The sequence below is a fragment of the Penaeicola halotolerans genome, from assembly GCF_016464625.1.
Lineage (GTDB): Bacteria > Bacteroidota > Bacteroidia > Cytophagales > Cyclobacteriaceae > Penaeicola > Penaeicola halotolerans.
On the sequence record NZ_JAEAGO010000002.1, the window covers coordinates 722,881 to 744,202 of the forward strand.

Here is a 21,322-nt window from a genome sequence, read left to right on the forward strand (position 1 = left end):
GCTCCCCTTTTATTTTTTACTAGCATTGAAGAGCTTTTCTTTTTCTGACTTACTTAAGTTACTATAGCCTTTTTCAGCGATTTTATCCAAGATGGCATCTATTTCCTCTTGAGTTACTTGAGTAGGGTCAGTATTTTGAGTTTTGTTATTGCTTTGACTTCTTCTGTAGCTTACTTTGATCTTTGGATTTCTTTTAAAAAGTCGCTTTACCCACATAACAGATTTACTCCAGTCATTTCCCCTTCGAAGTTGGATGATATAGAGAAAACCAAGTAAAGCACCGCCCAAGTGTGCAATCTCTCCACCTGCATTGGCACTGACAGTATTGGCAAATGATAGTATGACATAAAATATAGCGATGTACTTAATCTTGACAGGCCCGAGTAGCAATAGGTGAAAAGTAAAGTTGGGCATGAAGGTGGCTGCGCCTACGACTATAGCAAATACACCCGCACTGGCACCTAGCATGGTGGAGTTAGCCACTGTGCCCTCTGAGAAGTAGGGAGAAATATTATAAATAGCCACATAAGCAATAGCACCCGCTATACCACCTAGTACATATAGTGAGAAAACGTGTTTGCTCCCAATAAAATCAAAAAGCAGTCTCCCAAACCAATACAGAAAGAGCATATTGAAGAGGACGTGAAAAAAACCCTCATGCAAAAACATATATGTGATGATCGTCCATGGTCTAGTAGCTAGCAAAGAAAGGTTTGAAGGAATTGCTAGCTGCTTCATGATGCTCTCATACAACTCTCCAAGCCCTGATAGCTTTAGTATGACTTGTGCCACTAAGACTACAGCAAAAACAGCAATATTGACAGCTAGGAGCTTGTACAAGCTGTTGTTGTCACGGGTAAAAGCGTGTCTTAATTCAAAGAAAAAACCATTCATATCAATAGAATCTTTTACTGTTTTTTTGCCAATACTTAATCAATAGAAAACCCACTAATGCGCCAAATAAGTGCGCAAGGTGTGCGATGTTGTCATTGCCTCCTACCCGGATGAACTCTGAGTAAAACTCATAACTAGCATAGAAAAGCACAAAGTATTTTGCCTTGATAGGAAAGGGAATGAAGAGTAAGAAAAGCTCTGTATTTGGAAAGAGGAGTGCAAATGCTACCAGTATCCCAAAGAGAGCACCTGATGCTCCCACCATAGGGGTATTTGCATCTTTTACTTTACTAGCCGTCATTTCTCTCACATATTCCTTAGATATTGCGATGAGTTTTTCGTCTGTTGGATTTTCAGATAGCCCCTCTCTAATTTGGAGTAGATTTTCCTTGAAACCTTCATTTCTAGGATCATTCATAATCGCAGCATTTTTATCCAAGAAGTCATAGACTATCCCGCTAAATTCACTGCTTGTAGGGTTTTCTATATAGCTTTCATATTGATTTTGGGCCTGGTATGAATTAAAGAACTTATATCCGCCATACAGCACACCTGCCAAAACTCCAGAAAGCATCCAAAGGATTAGGAATCTCTTTGCACCTAAAAACTGCTCTAATAGTGGGCCGAAGACAAATAGGCCAAACATATTGCTAAATAAATGCCAGCCATCAGCATGCATGAACATATAAGTGACAAACTGATACACCCTAAAGTCAGGTGACAAAATATTGTATAAAGCCAAACTACTGCTGAGACCCGTAAGTAGCATTGAAAATACTACGAAGACACCAATATTGGCTAGCAATAGGTTTTTGACTGTGGGAGTTAGGTTTCTAAACATACTATTTGTTGAAAAACGATTCTACTTTATCTAAAGTTAGGATAAAAAATGTTTTACTTCCAGAAAGCCCATAGTTAGGATTTTTGCAAGCAAAAAGCTGCGCCATAATCGTGGACATCTCTTCTGTTCCTAGCTTGACACCTGATTTGGTGCCCGATCTTTTAGCGATAGAACGCGCGAGATTTTCTTTTTTATCTATAGACAATTCATTTTTGTGGTGCTTGTATTGCTCGATGAGTCCCTCTAAAAGTGCTTTTTCATTAGTGATACTCACGTCTGCTGGGACTCCATTGACTAAAACGGTGTCTTTACCAAAATCACTGATTAGAAAACCCATCGCTTTGAGTTCAGGTTCCAAATCCATCAACAGTTCAAAATCCCCTTTGTTCAAGGTGACAGCCTGTGGGAAGAGGCTTTGCTGTGAAGCACCAGACTTATTTTGTAGGCTATTGAGGTATTTTTCATAGAGGATACGCTCATGAGCTGCTTGCTGATCTATGAACATCATGCCTTGTTTGACTTGAGCTACGATGTAGCGCTGTTGAAACTGGAAGATAGCTTGTCCAACGGTCACGAGATCGCTAGAAGTACTTAGATCTGGAAGTTGATTGGCTGCGCTAGAAAAGGTCAAGACTTCATTGTCTGATCTATCAGGCTGATCTACTTCATGTCTTCTAGGCTGATCAAAAAGCTGCTCCCATCCTTTAGCGCTTTCATTTTTGCTAAATGCAGCAGAAGAAAATTTCATATAGCTCCTTTCAGCCTGTTGTTGATCTTTTGGTGAAGGTGCATGATCAGTTCTAGCTTGATGAAAGTTGACATCAAGTGAAAAATCTATCGCAGGCACTACATTATGTGTCCCTAGTGCTTGCTTGACGGTAGCTCTGATGATGGCATAAACCGTACGTTCATCGTCAAACTTGATCTCTGTTTTAGTAGGATGCACATTGATATCTATATGCTTAGGATCGATATTTATAAATAAAACGTAGAATGGATGTTGTTCACTTTGTAGTAGCCCCTCATAAGCTCCGCTCACGGCATGGTGTAGATAGCTACTTTTGATGAATCGATTGTTGACAAAGAAGAACTGTTCTCCGCGGGTTTTTTTAGCAAATTCTGGTTTGCCTATATAGCCATGGATTTGGATGTGATCAGTATCCTCTTTGCAGCTGACTAGTTGCTCTTGATAGTTTTTGCCAAAAAGCCCTACTATTCGATGGCTAAGTTTGCCTGCATTGATTTTGTATGTTTCTAGGTCGTTTTGATATAGGGAAAATGACACTTCTGGATAAGCAAGAGCGACCCTTTGAAATTCATCCATGATATGGCGCATCTCTACAGGGTTAGATTTGAGGAAATTGCGTCTAGCTGGCACATTGTAGAAAAGATTTTTAACAGCGATAGAAGTGCCATAGCTGCACTGTACAGGTTCTTGCTTTTTGACTTCAGATCCCTCGATGACGAGTAGAAGGCCGAGTTCTGCATTTGCCTGACGAGTCTTCATCTCTACTTGAGCGACCGCTGCTATAGAAGCTAGTGCTTCACCTCTGAATCCAAACGTCCTGATAGCAAAGAGATCATCTGCGCTACGGATTTTAGAGGTAGCATGTCTCTCAAAGCTCATGCGAGCATCTGTTTCAGACATGCCTTTTCCATCATCGATCACTTGTATGAGTGATTTACCAGCTTCTTTGATGATGACTTGCACTTGTTTGGCGCCTGCATCTACGGCATTCTCCATCAGTTCTTTGATAACCGAAGCAGGTCTTTGTACTACTTCGCCAGCTGCTATCTGATTGGCAATAGCATCGGGTAGTAGTTGAATGATATCTGGCATTAGATGAATTTTCTGATTCTAAGGTAAAAGTATAAAGGAAAGGCTAGTGCAAAAATATAAAAGACTTGGTTGCCATAATAGTAATACCCTGCAAGTAGTCCGATGAGACAAATGATGATCACCATCCTGATGATAGCCGCTCTTCCTTCGGTGTCTTTAGATTTATAGTTTCTGCCTTTTGCTTCTTTGAAAGCACCTCGTATGCGTGAACTTTCATAAACATAGTCATCTTCGCTGCCTTCTGAGTTTTCTCCCTCTAGTTCTTTTTTGATACGACTTGTACGCTGCTCTATCTCTTCCTTGATAGGATCATAGTATCTTGGCTCTATGTTGAACCTTTGATTTTTAGCTGTTCTTATGATAGATGGAAACTTCATGATTGATTAAAACTTTGGATTATCAAAAGTAGACTTTATTGGCTTGATAATTGAATTTTGATGTTTGAATAAATAGCAGCCATTAATCCAAAATAACTTTGAGATGTAGCTGTTTTATTTATACTTTCAACGACTGATAGGGGTTTCCCTCAGTTTAAGTAGTTACTAATTTACAAAAAAATACGCTAGGATGAAGATTAAAGTTTGGCTAGTCATAGGAGCATGGATAGGAATGGTGCAGATGGGATATGCTAAAGATCCACTTGAAGGAGTGCAGCCAGACAATCAGCGTAGGTGGGTAGATAGTGTATTTCAATCTATGAGTTTAGACCAAAAGATAGGTCAACTCTTTATGATCGCAGCATTTTCGAATAAGGATGAAAAACATCAAAAGGAAATAGAAAAACTGATCCAAGATCATCACTTAGGAGGGTTGATTTTTTTTCAAGGCGGGCCTATCCGCCAAGCAGTTCTGACTAATCGCTATCAGTCATTGGCGAAGATTCCCCTTATGATAGGAATGGATGCGGAGTGGGGGATCTCTATGAGACTGGATAGTGTACCACAGTTTCCCAAGCAGATGGCACTTGGAGCGATCGCTGATGATAATAGGATATATCAAATGGGTGCTGAGATCGCTAGACAGTGTAAAGAACTCGGTGTACATATCAACTTCGCTCCAGTAGTAGATGTCAATAGCAATCCACTTAACCCTGTGATTGGATATCGCTCATTTGGGGAAAACAAGGAAAATGTCACTAGAAAAGGGGTAGCCTACATGAAAGGCCTTCAAGATAATGGAGTATTAGCTAATGCGAAGCATTTTCCTGGGCATGGAGATTCTGAAAGTGACTCTCACTATACCCTGCCTACCATCAAACATGATCTTAATACTTTGACAGATATAGATCTCTATCCATTCAGAAAGTTGATGGAAGAAAATCTGATGAGTGTAATGGTTGCGCACCTTTTTGTACCATCTCTTGATGCGGAGCCCAATAAGGCTACGACTTTGTCTAAAGCTGTAGTAACTGATTTATTGAAAAATCAAATGAAGTTTGAGGGGCTGATCTTTACAGATGCACTCAATATGAAAGGAGTGGCAAACTACTACAGTCCAGGTCAAGTAGATGTTATGGCATTGCTCGCTGGAAATGATATCTTGCTGTACTCAGAAGATGTACCTAAGGCTGTCACAGAAATAAAAAATGCCCTCGATTCTGGGTTGCTTTTAGAGAGTCAAATCGATGAAAGTGTCAAAAAAATCCTCAAAGCTAAATACTGGGCAGGACTTCATGACTATCAGCCGATAGTTACGGAGGGGCTATATCAGCGACTCAACTTACCACAGTCACAAATGCTCATAGAAGATCTCTATGCACGTGCTTTTACAACTGTGAGAGATGAGCCAGGGTTACTACCATTTACCAACCTAGACCTTCACACATTTGCATCTCTTAGCATTAATTCAGAGATAGGCCAAAATACTTTCAAAGAGTCGCTCAGTAATTATGCACCATTTGCACATTATGATTTGGCAAAGACTACCACTAGAAGTGATTCTGTCTATTATGACTTGACTCAAAAGCTATCAAGCTATAATACAGTAGTGGTAGGCTTGCATGGAGTGATTAGCAATACCAATAGAGGTCATGGTATAAAGCCCGAAGACATAAAATTCTTAGAGCAATTAGCTGAAAAGACCAATGTAGTACTGGTTGTTTTTGGAAATGCCTACAGTCTGCAGTATTTCGATAAGATACCAAGTTTGACTTGTATCTATGAAGAAAACCCAACCACACTAGCTTTGGCACCACAAATGCTTTTTGGAGCTAGGGCTTCTCAGGGAGCGCTTCCAGTGACGGCTTCTACCAAGGCGCAGTCAGAGCAACAGATTTTTGGTCCTAATTTAGGCAGGCTTAGCTATGGTGCTCCTGAGTCAGTAGGCCTAGATGGGGAAAAACTTAAGGAAATAGATTATCTCATAGATGATGCAGTAGCGCGTAAAGTATTTCCTGGGGCGCAGGTTTTGGTAGCTAAAAATGGCAAAGTAGTCTATCAAAAAGCTTTTGGGTATCAGACTTATGACAAACTAGAGCCTGTCACAAATGAGACCATCTATGACATAGCATCTATCACTAAAGTAGCAGGCACCATGCAGACGGTGATGTTTTTAGTGGATAATGATGCCTTAGACCTTGAAGAGACGCTAGGGCACTATTTGCCAGAGCTCAAAAAGACGAATAAAGGTAAAATCAAGATCAAAGATGTGCTAACACATGAGGCAGGGCTTCAACCATATATTCCGTATTTTACCCAGACCCTGATCGAAAGCCAGTTAGATAGCAACTATTACAGTAAGATGCCAGAGCATGGCTATACGACTGAGGTAGCCACAGGACTTTATGGAGTATCTTCACTACCAGATTCTGTCTGGAAATGGACCATCGAAAGTGATTTGAGAAAATTACCAAAGGGTAAAAAGCACTATGACTATAAGTATTCCGACATGGGGTACTATATCCTAAAAAAGATATGTGAGCAGATATTGAATCAGCCTATGGAGGATTTTCTTCAACAAAACTTTTATCAGCCATTAGGTCTGTCTACTATGACTTACTTACCACTATGCAAGTTTCCAGAGGAGCGGATCTCTCCTACTGAGTTGGATAGTACTTTTAGGAAAATGCTCCTCAGAGGTCATGTGCATGATCCGGGAGCTGCCATGTTTGGCGGTATAGCGGGACATGCGGGCTTATTTAGCAATGCAAATGACCTTGCTATTTTGATGCAGATGAATCTACAAGGAGGCAGCTATGGAGCGCAGCAGATACTATCTCCGAGGGTGATCAGGCAGTTTACCAAAAAGCAAAAAGAGGGTAATAGAAGAGGCCTAGGCTGGGACAAGCCAGACTATGAGATGGAGGAGGGACCTACTAGTAAGCTAGCATCACCAGAGACTTTTGGACATACTGGATTTACAGGTACAGCGGTATGGGTAGATCCTGAGCATGATTTGATCTATGTGTTTTTGTCAAACAGGGTATATCCAGATGCAAATAATAATCTGATCTCTAAAGAGAATATCAGACCGAAGATTCACCACATACTGTATGAGTCTATGGCTTCTTTTGATAAAAAGTACCGAGCAAACTGAACAAATATGAGGTGTTCGCGTGTTTAAGGTTTGTGCTCATAAGTATTGGTTTTGTTAAACAATATCAAAGTACAAAAGCACTTGAACTAAAAATAAGTCAATGAAGATTGGTATGGTTTGTTATCCCACATTTGGTGGGAGTGGAGTAGTAGCCACTGAGCTAGGCAAAGCACTGGCTAAGGAAGGTCATAAGGTTCATTTTATCACTTATAGCCAACCTACACGGCTCGATTTTTTTAATGAAAACTTGGCTTATCATGAAGTAGATGTAGCTAATTATCCCCTGTTTCAGTTTCCTCCATACGAACTAGCCCTAGCCAGCAAGATGGTGGATGTTGTAAAATATGAGCAACTAGACCTGCTTCATGTGCACTATGCGATCCCTCATGCTTCTGCAGCATATATGGCAAAGCAGATACTTAAAACACAAGGCATTCATATACCTGTGATCACTACGCTACATGGTACAGATATCACACTGGTAGGAAAGGATCCAAGCTATGAACCTGTAGTGACCTTTAGTATCAATCAGTCGGACGGTGTCACAGCGGTATCAGAAGATCTGAAAAGAGATACGCTAGAGCATTTTGATATTAATAGAGAGATAGAAGTAATTCCCAACTTCATCGATTTAGATAGATTCAAGAGACAGAAAAAAGAACACTTCAAGAAAGCCATCTGTCCAGATGGTGAAAAACTCATTGTGCACACTTCTAATTTCCGTAAAGTAAAGCGTGTAGAGGATGTGGTCAGGATATTTCATAATATCCGTAAGGTCATGCCTGCCAAACTCTTACTAGTAGGTGATGGGCCTGAGCGATCTAAAGCTGAAATTCTCTGTCGTGAGTTAGGCACCTGCAATGACACTAGATTTTTAGGAAAACTAGATGCCGTAGAAGAGGTGCTTTCTGTGGCAGACCTTTTTATCATGCCGTCTGAAAAAGAAAGCTTTGGATTAGCAGCTTTGGAAGCTATGGCCTGTGAAGTACCTGTGATCTCTTCTAATACAGGTGGTCTGCCTGAACTCAATGTGCAGGGAGTGACTGGCTTCATGAGCAATGTAGGAGATGTGGAAGATATGACTAGAAATGCACTGGTCATTTTAAAAGAAGAGAATCTGGGCAAATTCAAAGCGAATGCACTTGCTAGAGCTAATGAGTTTGACATCAAAAATATCCTACCACTCTATGAGGAGTACTATAAGAGAGTTAAAGAGCAAACTTTAATACCAACTATTCGTTAGTGATGAGCGAACAAATCGCAGGTATCAGTGGTTAAATAATTGTTTTAACATCAGATTTATTTCATTTCGTTTTTTAATAATAATACAGATATCAAATGAAAAAGATTGGAAGACTTGATAGACCAGACAACAACGGTTCAGCTCAACTATTTAAAAACCCATTGCTGGAAAAGTTATCTAGAACACACATTTCTGTTCCGATTTCTATGTTTTTAGTGATTAGCATTATCAGCTTTTACTATGCGGTGAAGCTTACAGACATTGGTCTAGGTCTGGGGATATTGATTATGTTAGGAGGTCTCCTAGCCTTTACTTTAGTAGAGTATGTGCTTCATAGGTTCTTTTTTCACATGGAGCCAGATAGCGGAGTGAAAGATAAGATTCAGTATAGCATACATGGTGTGCACCACGACTATCCTAAGGATAAAGACCGTCTCGCCATGCCGCCCTTTGTGAGTGCATTGTACACTGCTATTTTTTATTTTGTTTTTACATTCTTGATGGGAGATTTGGCGCTTTATTTTTTACCAGGATTTTTACTAGGATATGCGGCTTATCTATTTGTGCATTTTGCGGTGCATGCATTTCAGCCACCTAAAAACTTTTTGAAAGTACTATGGGTCAATCACGCTGTACACCATTACAAAGATCCCGATGCAGCTTTTGGAGTTTCTTCTCCTCTATGGGATTACATCTTTGGTACAGCTCCTAAAAAATAATCTTACTATTACTAATAGAAAATGCCCCTTGGAGAAGAACTCCAAGGGGCTTTTCATTTCATATATCTATTCTGATTTTAGAGCGCGTGCTCTAGGATTTTGGTGATATCTTGTTTCTTGATATCGCGGTGTTCACCGAGTCCGACATTTCCGAGTCGCTTGTCCAAGCGGTTAGCGATTTCTGATATGGCTTCGGGGCGTACATCGTAGTCTGCCAACTTGGTCTTAACTTCCAAGCTTTCGAAAAACTCCACTGTACGTTTAATGGCATTTTGGATTCTCTCTTCATCATTTCCTTCGTTTAAGTTCCAAATTCTCGATGCATACTGTAACAATTTTTCTTTTTTCTGCTCTGACTTGTGTGTGAGCAGCCCCGGCATCACCACGGCCAACGTCCGTGCGTGATCTATCTCAAACAAGGCGGTCAATTCATGGCCTATGCCATGAGTAGCCCAGTCTTGCGGTACTCCGACACCGATGAGTCCATTGAGAGCCATCGTACAAGCCCACATCATGTTGGCTCGGCTGTCATAGTCCTCTGGATTGGCCAGTGTCTTCGGTCCTTCTTCTATCAATGTAAGCAAAATCCCTTCCGCAAATCGATCTTGTAGTGGTGCATTTACTGGATAAGTCATGTATTGCTCCATCACATGTGAAAATGCATCTACTATACCATTGGCTATTTGTCTTTTAGGAAGTGAGAAAGTCGTCTCAGGATCTAAAATAGAAAACTGAGGATACACTTTTGCAGATCCAAAGGACAGTTTTTCTTGAGTCGCCTCTTTAGTAATTACGGCAAAACTATTCATCTCGGATCCTGTAGCAGAAAGTGTCAATACAGACCCTATTGGTAAAGCCTTTTTGACAGGGAGTCCTTCAGTGATGATTTTCCATGGGTCCTCACTCATCTCAGCACCTGCTGCTATGAATTTGGTCGCATCTATCACCGATCCACCTCCTACAGCTAGGATGAAAGTAAGCTTTTTTTGCTTGATGAGCTCTATAGCTTTGAGACAAGTCTCATAGCGTGGGTTGGCCTCTATACCACCAAACTCCGTGATGTCATAGTCGCTGAGTGCCTGCATTACTTGTGTGTAGACGCCATTTTTTTTGATCGATCCACCTCCATAAAGCAACAGTATTTTTTGATCCTTGCTTAATTCTTTTGGCAGATTTGCTATCTGGCCTTTCCCGAAAAGTATTTTAGTTGGGTTTTTAAATTGAAAATTATACATAGGTCTATTTGGTTTTTAGTTCATCTACCTATATACAACACGCGATCTCTGAAATAGATTTAGAAAAATGTAAAAAGGCTATCTACAAATCGTAAATAGCCTTTTGAAGTGGTTTGAAGATGATGGTAGTCTCAATAAATATTGAAAGTGACTCCTGCTCTAAACCATCTGCTAGGCATCTCGACAGTGCCAGCTTCGATATATTCTTCATTGGTGATATTTGAAGCTTCTAAGAAGAAGCCGAAGGCACCATTTCTATTGAAGTCTGCGCGAGCATCAAGTAGATGATAGGTAGGGAGTGTTTCTCTGTCTATTCTACGTCCTTTGATAGAGAGGCCTACTTTGTCTCCAAAGCCTAAGAGAACACCACCTAAAAACTGATGTCTCAATGCGGTGAATGCATATCTGCTCTCAAATCCCGCAGACTCTTGTAGGTCAGCATCATTAAAGTTGTAGGAAAGTGAAGCTTCTTCTACTTTGATACCTGCAAGCTTGAAATTAAATGCCGCTCTAGCGCTTAATTCTAGCCCTTGTATAAGCACCTTATTGAAGTTTTGTGGTTGCCAAGTCGTTGTGCCTTCGGGTCTTGTCCACTCTATGAGGTTATCCGTGGATCTGTTGAAGTAAACTGCTTCAAACTGTAGATTTTTTTTATTGAGCTTCCCGCCAAATTCATAGCTAAAGGCTTTTTCAGGCTCTAGATCAGGGTTTCCGATATTTGTAGGACCTATATAATATAAATCTGTGTAGGTCGGCACTCTAAAACTTGTTCCCATATTGGTATAAAGTCTTAATGCCTTCGATACCTGATATCCCGCTTCAAAACCAGGAAATGCTTTCCAGTCGTAATCAGAAATGTATGTAGCATACAAACCTGCACGAATGTCGATTTTTTCTGTCGGATTGATACGGTGTTCTAAAAATGAACCCACTATGTCTCGGAAATTATCACCTAAATTGTTGCTGACGATATTTTCTCTTCTCCCCTCTATGCCGACCCCTGTAGTTCCTAGAAATGTCTCTATTCGGCTATTCCACTCTAGGGCATAGATATTTGTACGGTGGATATTTTCATAAAAAGCAGGATCATCTCTTCTTAGTAAATATCGGTCATTATTGCCTCTCCAGTAAAATCGGGTGTTGGAGAAAAAAGTGCCATTGTCTAAAGTATGGGTCAACGCAACTAATGAAGTTCCTAGCTCTTCATATTGGTCTGGGAAAGCCGAAGTGTAGAAGCCATTTGCTCCAAAAGCACGCGCAGAGTAAGCACCCATAGCTCTGAAGTCTCCAGCGTATGTGTTCCATGCTGCTTCATAAAATAGATTGGTCACTTTGAAGTCAGAATTGTACCAGTGACCATCACTTTGATCATGAGAGACTGAGATCGTCTGTCCAAAGGTATCTCCCGCAGGAAGTGAGATGGCAGCACTAGCACCTCTCAAACCAAAATCTCCTCCATATATTTGACCAGTGATGCTTTTTTGCCTAGAGATATCCGTGATGATATTGACTGCTCCAGCATAGGCATTTTGTCCATAGATTCTAGCACCTGGACCTTTGAGTACTTCGATCTGACTGATGGACTGAAGCGGCACGGGGATATTCATCATGTGGTGACCAGTTTGAGGATCTGTAAGTCTGATACCATTGACCAAGATGAGTGTCTGATCAAATGAACCTCCTCTGATACTGATATCAGCTTGCGTGCCAGCCACTCCTCTTTGGCGAATATCTACTCCTGGAGTAAAACTCAAAACTTCTGATAAGCTTCTAGCAGGCGTCCTCAAAATCTCCTGTTGCGTGATCACACTTACATTTCTAGAGACTTGATTGAATGGAATTTCTAATCTATTTTCTTTGATCATGACTACAGGCAAGCCTACAGCACTTGTATCAGACGCTTCTTGTGCCTGACCAAATGATGTGTACAAGACTGATAAGATCATCAGAAGGTAGAATTTTTTCATGGATTCAACGTTTTATAGATGACAAAAATACAGCTGTAAATCATTATACCATGTATTTAAGGCTGCTTTTTATCCTTGATTATCAAAGCTGTTCAGCTGTATTTTATCAAATTGGAAAACTTAAATCAAAGCTTTGCTTAAATTAGCATCCATTCAAACAAACAATATCAGATATGCTTAAAAACAGAATCTTCTTTTTAGCTTTTTTTCTCATCATGGGAGCATCATGGACAAATGCTCAAGAGGGAAGAAAAAACAACTTATCACTTTTTGATAATGACATGAGCTGGCAGAGTAGCCCATACAGATCTGCTAGTGGTGCTCCAGGTGAGAAATATTGGCAAAACAAGGCAGACTATGTCATCAGAGTCAGCCTAGATGAGTCTACGGACATCGTCATGGGTGATGTCAAAATCACTTATACCAATAACAGTCCAGAGGATCTGCCCTTTGTATGGCTTCATTTGGAGCAAAATAGATTTACGGAAGATTCGCGTGGCACACTGACACTTCCGCTCACTAATAATGGCGGCAGATATGGTGGTGATGTAGATGGTGGTCACATCATCTCAAATGTGTCAGTCAAAGGAACTTCTCGAAGGGCGGAGGCTTATATGCCTGAATATCTAATCACAGATACTAGGATGCAGATCTGGCTTCAGCAGCCTGTTAAAGCTAACGGTGGTTCTGTAGAACTATCTATGAACTTTGAATATAAGGTGCCAAAAAAGGGTGCAGATAGAACATCCATATTAGATACTAAAAATGGTAAAGTTTATGCGATAGCTCAGTGGTATCCTAAGATGATCACTTTCGATGATATCAAAGGTTGGAACGTAGAGCCATACTTAGGTGCTGGAGAGTTTTATCTAGAGTATGGAGACTTTAATTATTACATCACAGTACCTTATGATCACATAGTAGTTGGTTCAGGTGACTTGATGAATCCAAGTGAAGTGCTACCAAAAGAAATTCTCAATAGATATAACCAGTCTAAAAATAATGCAGAGACTGTGATGATCATCAAGGAAGAGGAAGTGGGGAAGCCTGAAGTGACGAGACCAAAACAAAGTGGCACGGTGACGTGGCACTTCAGAATGAACAACACACGAGATGTGGCTTGGGCATCATCTAAAGCATTCATCTGGGATGGTGCACGCATCGATCTACCAAGTGGCAAGAAATCTCATGCACAATCCGTATATCCTGTAGAAAGCAAAGGTCAAGAAGCTTGGGGTCGCTCTACTGAATATACCAAGGCTTCTATAGAGCATTATTCAGAAAAATGGTTTGAGTACCCGTATCCAGTAGCGGTCAATGTCGCTTCAGAGATTGGCGGTATGGAATATCCAGGCCTATCATTTTGTGCGTGGGGAGATACAGGTGAGGCACTTTGGGGTGTGACTGACCACGAGTTTGGACACAACTGGTTTCCGATGATCGTAGGCTCCAATGAGCGACTATACCCTTGGATGGATGAAGGTTTCAATACTTTTATCAATCATTATAGCACACAGGCTTTTAACGATGAAGAATATCCAGCTACATTAGATAGGACAAGAAACTTTGTCTTTTGGTTTAATAGTGAAAATAGAGAAGGTATAGATACTTATCCTGATATCGTTCAGTCAAACAATTTAGGTATGACAGCTTATATGAAACCAGGGATAGGACTCATTTTGCTGAGGGAATACATTTTAGGACATGAGCGATTTGACTATGCCTTCAAAGAGTATATCAAGCGCTGGGCTTACAAGCACCCTACTCCACAGGATTTTTTCAATACGATGAATAATGTTGCTGGAGATAATCTTGATTGGTTTTGGAAAGGCTGGTTTTATGGAAATAAAAATATTGACATCTCGATAGACCAAATGTTTAGTAGAGGGACAGAAGCGTATGTGTATTTGAGTAATAAAGGAGGCGTACCGATGCCTGTCGAGCTGGAGTTTACTTATCAAGACGATTCTAAAGAGACTGTGATGCTACCAGTAGAGATCTGGCATAGAGGAAATACTTGGGTGTATCGTCATCAGGGGACTAAAGCTGTCAAGTCAGTGAAATTTGACCCTAGAGGGATCGTTCCTGATGTCAATGCAAGCAATGATGCGTTTCCAGTGAATATTTATGATAATTAAATGACAAGATCGGGGATTACTCAAAGTGATTCCCGATTTTTATTTTATACTTCATCAAAGCATCACATTGACATAAACTATTTGTGAGTGATATTAAGTTATTTCATGGTTTATTTATTGATTTATGAAAAAGAAGGTTTTAACACTAGTACTAATCAGTATGGTGATGACAGCTACGGGGCAGCAGGTAGACATACAAGGTCATAGAGGTGCACGAGGGCTGATGCCAGAAAATACCATCCCAGCCATGATCAAGGCCATAGATCTTGGAGTGACGACTTTAGAACTTGATGTAGTCATCACCAAAGATAGACAAGTAGTACTTTCTCATGAGCCGCATATGTCTGGTTTGATCTGCCTCACTCCTAGTGGCGAGCGGATAGCGATAGATGACCATAGCCACAATATCTACCAACTCACTTATGAGCAAGTAAAACAATATGACTGTGGCTCGATAGGCAATGCTGGTTTTCCGATACAAGTCAAGCTTCATACTTCTAAGCCACTACTCAAAGACATGATACAGACAGTAGAAAAGTATGTGAAAGATCATGGGCTAAAGCCAGTCAGGTATAATATTGAAATCAAGAGTACTGTAGAAGGAGATAATATATATCATCCTGATGTCACTGGGTTTAGCAGCCTTGTTTATGACTTGATCAGTCGAGAGCTAGACTGGGAACGCGTGACGATACAGTCTTTTGATTTTAGAGTATTGAGTCATTTTCGTGTGAAGTATCCAGATGTCCAATTGGCGATGCTGGTCGCAAACGATAAGACTTGGGAGCAAAATGTGCAAGACTTAGGATTTACACCAGAGATTTATAGTCCTTACTATAAAATGCTGGATGCCTCATCAGTCAAACAAATCCAACAAGCCGGCATGCTAGTGATCCCTTGGACAGTCAATGCTGTGAGTGATATGAAAATGCTTTTAGAATGGGACGTGGATGGTATTATCACAGATTATCCTGATAGGGCTAAGGGCTTGTAAGATTTAGGTTTTTTTACCTTTGAAATAAACACTATTTTTGGGCGATACTAAAGTATTGCCTTTTTTATGCGATTGATAGAAGTGAACACTACATCACTGGAAAATGAGTTTATCCTCTTTCCAGTTAGACTTTATAAAAACGAGCAAAATTGGATTCGTCCGCTAGATAAAGATATCAGAGACATCTTTGACATCAATAAAAACAAGCTTTTCAAGCAAGGAGGAAAGTGTATTCGTTGGATTCTAAAGGATGTCGAAGGCGTGACAATCGGTCGCGTGGCTGCTTTTATCAATCCTAAGGCTAATAAAAAGGAAGAAGTGCCTACAGGAGGAATAGGATTCTTCGAATGTATAGAAGATCAAGAGGCTGCAAACACATTGTTCGATGCGGGTAAAAGGTGGCTTGAAGCTCAAGGTATAGAGGCGATGGACGGATCTGTCAACTTTGGAGAGCGAGACAAATGGTGGGGAGTGCTAGTCGATGGCTTTTCGGAGCCTAACTACTGCATGCCATGGAACTTTCCTTATTATGCCAGTTTATTTGAAAACTATGGGTTTCAGCTTTATTTCAAGCAATTTACTTACCACAGGCCCGTTAAAAATCTCGACTTTGACCCACGGATGTACCAGCGTGGCGAGCACGTGCTGAACGATTCGGATTTTGAGTTTAGATACTTAGAAGGAGCAGAGATGAAGAAAGCTCCTGAGTACTTTGTCAAAGTATATAATCAGGCTTGGGCAGGTCATGATGGCGGTGGTAAAGAACTGTCCTTGATGATGGCCAAGCAGCTTTTTAAAAGTATGGGACCGATCATGGATAAGCGATTGATTTACTTTGGTTTTCACAAGGGGGAACCTATTTCATTTTTCATCTCCATCCCCGAAATCAACCAAATCTTCAAATACTTAGATGGACAGATGAACTGGTTGGGCAAACTGAAATTTTTATACTACAAAATGACCAAACCTAATCGCAAGATGTTAGGATTGGTCTTTGGTGTAGTGCCCAAGTATCAAGGTAAAGGCATAGAAAGTGCGATGATCATCAAATACACAGACCTGGCTTGGAGTAAGGACTATCCATATGAGGACATAGAACTCAACTGGATAGGGGATTTCAATCCTAAAATGATGAAAGTAGCTGAACAAATAGGTGCAAAAGTGAAAAAAACACATCATACCTATCGGTATTTGTTTGACCGTACAAGAGAATTTAAAAGAGCAAAAAGTATATAAAATATGACTAAGAAGTATGACGTTTACGGCATAGGAAATGCCCTAGTAGATATCGAATTTAAAGTGCAGGATGAGTTTTTTATCCAAAATGAAATAGAAAAAGGATTCATGACGCTGGTGGATGAGGAACGCCAAAATAAACTCATGAAGGCAATCAATGCTGCAGAAGCTAAGAAACAGTGTGGAGGTTCGGCAGCAAACTCTATCATCGCAGTCAGTCAGTTTGGGGGAAAGTCCTACTACTCGTGCAAGGTGGCAAATGATGAGTTGGGACAGTTTTTCATGAAAGATCTCAGAGCTGCAGGAGTAGATACTAATCTGCAAGAAGCGACTTTGGAGGATGGTATCACAGGTAAGTGCTTGGTGATGGTCACTCCTGATGCAGAGCGTACGATGAATACTTTTCTGGGGATCACCCAAAACTACTCTACAGCTGAAATCAATGAATATGCGCTGAAGGATTCTAAATATATCTATATAGAGGGCTACCTAGTCACATCAGACAATGGCAGAGAAGCCATGCTTACTGCTAAGAAAATGGCGGAAGCCGCTGGCGTAAAAGTAGCTTTGACATTCTCAGATCCAAGTATGGTCAAGTACTTCAAGTCTGGATTTGATCAAGTGATCGGTGCAAGTGTAGACCTGCTATTTTGCAATGAAGAAGAAGCCATGCTCTATACTGAGAAAGCAACTATCAAAGAAGCTCGAGAAGAATTGAAGAAAGTAGCAAAGGCTTTTGTCATTACTCAAGGTAAAAATGGCGCTTTGATCTATGATGGGGATACTTTCATCGATATAGAGCCTTACCCTGTTACTGCTATAGATTCAAATGGCGCAGGAGATATGTTCGCTGGGGCATTCCTATATGGCATCACTAATGGACATTCTTATGCACAGGCTGGAAAGATAGCCTCTTTAGCCTCTTCGAAAGTAGTGACTCAATTTGGACCTAGGCTCGAATGGCATGAGGTCAAAGAACTCCTTCAAAAAGCTACTGCGACAAACGTATAGCTGAGTATCAAAAAGACCTGTTTCAGGTCTTTTTGCATTTATGTCAAACAATTTCTTAAAGGGGATTTAAGAGAAGTGTTCGTTTTCGATCAAAATACCTGTATGAAAAAGCAGTCAAGTTCGAATTCGGACATTTTTATATTTTTTTCAAGAAATATTAATAAGATACCTCGTTGGATAAGTTGTTCTTATCAATTATTTTGCAATCCCATTGAATTATAAACAAACAATAAACTTATGAGAAAAATTAGTCTATTAGTTTCTCTTCTCTGTTTACTTACGCTCAGTACGTTTGCACAGAAGAAGATAGCATTTGAGGAATTTACCCTAGACAATGGTCTGAGGGTGATTATGCACCAAGACAATGCGACACCTATAGTAGCAGTTTCTGTACTATATCATGTAGGGTCTAAGAATGAAAACCCTGAAAGAACGGGTTTTGCGCACTTTTTTGAGCACTTACTTTTTGAAGGTTCCGAAAACTTGGACAGAGGTGAATACATGAAAGTCATACAGTCTGCTGGTGGTACGCTGAATGCTTTCACGTCTAGCGACCAGACTTACTACTATCAGATCATGCCATCCAACGAGCTGGAGCTGGCACTCTATATGGAGTCCGAGCGTATGCTACATGCAAAGATTGATCAAACGGGGGTGGAAACTCAGCGAGAGGTAGTAAAGGAAGAAAAGAGACAAAGCTATGACAATAGGCCATATGGATCTTTACTTCCAGAAACACTTAAGAGAGCTTACAAAGTACATCCGTATCAGTGGCCGCCAATTGGCTCGCTAGAGCACCTCAATGCCGCATCATTGGAGGAGTTCATGGCTTTTTATGAGACTTTCTATGTGCCTAATAATGCCATATTGACTATAGCTGGTGATATCGACCCTAAGCAGACCAAGGATTGGGTTAAAAAATACTTCTCAGAAGTACCAAAAGGAACCAAAACAATCCCGAGACCTACTGTAGTAGAACCTGCAATAGATGGAGAAATCAGAGATGTGATTTATGATAATATCCAATTGCCAGCAGTGGTACAGGCTTATCACATGCCTAAAAAGACAGATAAGGACTACTATACTTTCCAAATGATATCAAGTATTCTATCAGGTGGAAACTCTTCTAGAATGAACAAGGAGCTTGTCGATAATCAGCAAAAAGCAGTTGGTGTAGCAGCTTTGCCGCTTGATCTAGAAGACGGTGGGCTTTTCATCCTTTATGGCATCACTGCACAAGGAGTAGAGGCGTCTGAGCTTGAGCCAGAGATGGATAAAGTAATAGATGAGTTAAAAAATACATTAGTCCCTGAGAAAGAATTTCAAAAGCTTCAGAATCAAATCGAGAACTCAGTCGTATCAGGAAATTCTAGCATAGAGGGAATAACTCAGGCACTTGCAGAAGCAAAGCTATACAGAGGAGATGCTGACTATATCAACAATATTTGGGATGAGTACAAAAAGGTAACTCGTGAGGATATCCAAAGAGTTGCTAGAGAGTATTTTAAGAAAGATAGCAGAGTAGTATTATACTATCTACCTAAGCCAAGTGAAGATAAGTGATTTACAAAATGACTGATAAGACAATGAAAAAAACTTTATTATATATATGCGCGGGTCTATTGACATTTAGCACTGCTTTTGGGCAAGGGCTTGATAGATCTGTGAGACCAGAGTCAGGTCCAGCACCTGAGATTCAGATAGGTCAGCCAGCTACTTTTACACTAGCTAATGGACTAAAAGTGTTCGTAGTAGAAAATGATAAACTACCAAGAGTATCATTTTCATTGACTATTCCAAGAGATCCAGTTTTGGAAAAGGATAAGGCGGGACTTTCGTCTATGGTGAGCCAGCTAATGAACAGAGGGACTACTACTCGTACAAAGGAGCAGCTCGATGAGGAAAAAGACTTCATCGGTGCTTCAGTATCTGCTTCTTCTTCAGGTGGATATGGTTCTTCTTTGAAAAAACATCAGGACAAAATGCTTGAACTGATGACAGATCTGCTCTACAATCCAGCTTTTCCAGAAGAAGAGCTAGATAAGATCAAAAAGCAGGCACTTTCGGGTATAGCGCTTCAAAAGAATGATCCTAATGCTATCGCTTCTAATATCGTTCGTAGGTTAGTTTATGGTGATCATCCTTATGGTGAGCTAGATTCTGAAGAGACACTTAACAACATCACCGTAGAAGATATCAAGAATTATTACAAGACCTATTTCAAGCCAAGTAATGCATATTTAGTCATCGTAGGAGATATCACTAAGAAGGAAGCTGAGCAGGTAGCTAAAAAGCATTTTTCAAAATGGCCGAAAGGCACCATACCAACATTTGAGTATGAGAAACCTAAAGCGCCTGCTAAAACTATGGTGGCACTGCACGATAGGCCGAGCAGCGTACAGTCTGTGATCAATGTCAGCTACCCGATCGAGTTGAGCCTCAACTCACCTGACTATATCAAGACGCGTGTTTTGAGCTACATACTAGGCGGAGGTTCGTCTTCTAGGATGTTTATGAACTTAAGAGAAGATAAGGGTTACACTTACGGAGCTTATGCAAGTATAGGAAGTGATCGTTTAGTAGCTGCTGTGAATGCAAGTGCTAGTGTGAGAACAGAAGTGACTGACAGTGCAGTGTATGAGATCATGTACGAGTTGCGTAGAATCGTAGATGAGAAGGTCACTCAGGAAGAACTTGACGCTGCTAAAGCATACTTGTCTGGTAGCTTCGGCAGATCGCTAGAAAGCCCAAGTACTATCGCAGGGTTCGCACTCAATGTAGAGAGATACAATCTACCAAAAGACTTCTATGCAAACTATCTTAAGAGTCTTGATGCTGTAACTATTGAAGATGTACAGCAAGTAGCCAAAAAGTATATTCGTCCTGACAATGCCTATATCGTCATCGTGGGAAATACTGGTGAGTTTAAAGACAAGGTGGCTAGATTTGGCGAAGTCAAAATGTACGATATCTATGGAAACGAAGAAGTGCCTTCTGATAGTAAGATAGATGCTAGTGTCACTGCTGAGAGTGTCATCAATAAATACATCGATGCTATAGGAGGAAGAGCAAAACTCGAGGCCATCAAGTCTGTAGAAATGATCACTTCGGCAGAAATACAAGGAATGACTATCGAGACGACCACGCTCAAAGAACAACCAGGTAAACTGGCCCTTAGCGTGAAAGTTGGTGGGAATACTGTTCAAAATGTTGTATTGAATGGAGATAAAGCTAAGATATCTTCTGGTGGACAGAGCCAAATGCTTGAAGGCGCTCAAGTAGCTCCTTTTAAAAGTGGTGCTTTGATATTTCCAGAGTTAGATTACCTCAAAGAAGGATATAAGCTTGTACTTGAGGATATCAAAAGCGTAGAAGGTAAAGATGCTTACAGAGTCAAGGTGTCTGTTCCAGGTGGTGTGAGCATGGTAGAATACTATGATGTAGAGTCAGGACTAAAACTACAAACTGAATCAGCTCAAGGAAATGCAATCTATCGAGACTACAAAGCGGTGGAAGGAGTACTTTTCTCTTTCTTCCAATTGGCTACTAACCCACAGATCCCTATGCCACTTGAGACGAAAGTCACTTCTTTGAAAGTAAATACTCAAATAGATGCCGCTACTTTTAAAGTAGATTAATATCTATAAGAATAAGATTAAATAGGGAGATC

General features: G+C 40.5%; 15 protein-coding genes. 9 read left to right on the plus strand and 6 right to left on the minus strand.

Features of this window, described 5'->3' with window-relative positions; genetic code table 11:
- Positions 1-9: 9 nt before the first annotated feature.
- The 4 genes from I5349_RS07465 to I5349_RS07480 are packed head-to-tail and all read right to left on the minus strand — an operon-like array spanning position 10 to position 3,952.
- On the minus strand, positions 10-894 hold the full coding sequence (locus tag I5349_RS07465) for a rhomboid family protein (protein WP_226390121.1): 885 nt from the start codon (positions 892-894) through the stop codon (positions 10-12).
- 1 nt (position 895) lies between these two features.
- A complete protein-coding gene (locus tag I5349_RS07470) occupies positions 896-1,735 on the minus strand; it encodes a rhomboid family intramembrane serine protease (RefSeq protein WP_226390122.1) in 840 nt (279 codons plus the stop codon).
- A gap of 1 nt (position 1,736) precedes the next feature.
- Complete coding sequence (mutL, locus tag I5349_RS07475) at positions 1,737-3,575, minus strand: DNA mismatch repair endonuclease MutL (RefSeq protein ID WP_226390123.1); 1,839 nt, start codon at positions 3,573-3,575, stop codon at positions 1,737-1,739.
- Positions 3,575-3,952 carry a hypothetical protein gene (locus tag I5349_RS07480; protein WP_226390124.1) on the minus strand — a complete coding sequence of 126 codons (378 nt, stop codon included), beginning with the start codon at positions 3,950-3,952 and terminating at the stop codon, positions 3,575-3,577. The genes mutL and I5349_RS07480 overlap by 1 nt, the downstream gene beginning before the upstream one ends.
- A 190-nt stretch (positions 3,953-4,142) precedes the next feature.
- On the opposite strand from I5349_RS07480, the gene I5349_RS07485 reads away from it, so the two are divergent.
- The 3 genes from I5349_RS07485 to I5349_RS07495 all read left to right on the plus strand — a co-directional run bounded on the left by I5349_RS07485 (position 4,143) and on the right by I5349_RS07495 (position 9,071).
- A complete protein-coding gene (locus I5349_RS07485; RefSeq protein ID WP_226390125.1) occupies positions 4,143-7,109 on the plus strand; it encodes a serine hydrolase domain-containing protein in 2,967 nt (988 codons plus the stop codon).
- A gap of 100 nt (positions 7,110-7,209) precedes the next feature.
- Complete coding sequence (bshA, locus tag I5349_RS07490) at positions 7,210-8,352, plus strand: N-acetyl-alpha-D-glucosaminyl L-malate synthase BshA (RefSeq protein ID WP_226390126.1); 1,143 nt, start codon at positions 7,210-7,212, stop codon at positions 8,350-8,352.
- A gap of 95 nt (positions 8,353-8,447) precedes the next feature.
- A complete protein-coding gene (locus tag I5349_RS07495; protein WP_226390127.1) occupies positions 8,448-9,071 on the plus strand; it encodes a sterol desaturase family protein in 624 nt (207 codons plus the stop codon).
- Between the two features lie 77 nt (positions 9,072-9,148).
- On the opposite strand, the gene I5349_RS07500 is transcribed toward I5349_RS07495, so the two are convergent.
- Both I5349_RS07500 and I5349_RS07505 read right to left on the minus strand, forming a co-directional pair.
- On the minus strand, positions 9,149-10,306 hold the full coding sequence (locus I5349_RS07500; RefSeq protein ID WP_226390128.1) for an iron-containing alcohol dehydrogenase: 1,158 nt from the start codon (positions 10,304-10,306) through the stop codon (positions 9,149-9,151).
- Positions 10,307-10,437: 131 nt separating this feature from the next.
- Positions 10,438-12,273 (minus strand): TonB-dependent receptor plug domain-containing protein, encoded by a 1,836-nt coding sequence (locus I5349_RS07505; RefSeq protein ID WP_226390129.1) that lies wholly within the window; start codon positions 12,271-12,273, stop codon positions 10,438-10,440.
- Positions 12,274-12,446: 173 nt separating this feature from the next.
- Here I5349_RS07505 and I5349_RS07510 point away from each other — a divergent pair, with 173 nt between their 5' ends.
- The 6 genes from I5349_RS07510 to I5349_RS07535 all read left to right on the plus strand — a co-directional run bounded on the left by I5349_RS07510 (position 12,447) and on the right by I5349_RS07535 (position 21,290).
- Complete coding sequence (locus tag I5349_RS07510) at positions 12,447-14,411, plus strand: M1 family metallopeptidase (RefSeq protein ID WP_226390130.1); 1,965 nt, start codon at positions 12,447-12,449, stop codon at positions 14,409-14,411.
- Between the two features lie 124 nt (positions 14,412-14,535).
- Complete coding sequence (locus I5349_RS07515; protein WP_226390131.1) at positions 14,536-15,405, plus strand: glycerophosphodiester phosphodiesterase family protein; 870 nt, start codon at positions 14,536-14,538, stop codon at positions 15,403-15,405.
- Between the two features lie 66 nt (positions 15,406-15,471).
- Positions 15,472-16,641, plus strand: coding sequence for a GNAT family N-acetyltransferase (locus tag I5349_RS07520; protein ID WP_226390132.1), 1,170 nt, complete (start codon positions 15,472-15,474; stop codon positions 16,639-16,641).
- Positions 16,642-16,644: 3 nt separating this feature from the next.
- Positions 16,645-17,652 (plus strand): adenosine kinase, encoded by a 1,008-nt coding sequence (locus tag I5349_RS07525; protein WP_226390133.1) that lies wholly within the window; start codon positions 16,645-16,647, stop codon positions 17,650-17,652.
- 237 nt (positions 17,653-17,889) lie between these two features.
- Complete coding sequence (locus I5349_RS07530) at positions 17,890-19,215, plus strand: M16 family metallopeptidase (RefSeq protein ID WP_226390134.1); 1,326 nt, start codon at positions 17,890-17,892, stop codon at positions 19,213-19,215.
- 23 nt (positions 19,216-19,238) lie between these two features.
- Entirely contained in the window at positions 19,239-21,290 is a 2,052-nt protein-coding gene (locus tag I5349_RS07535) for a M16 family metallopeptidase (protein ID WP_226390135.1), read from the plus strand.
- The last annotated feature ends 32 nt before the right edge of the window (positions 21,291-21,322 follow it).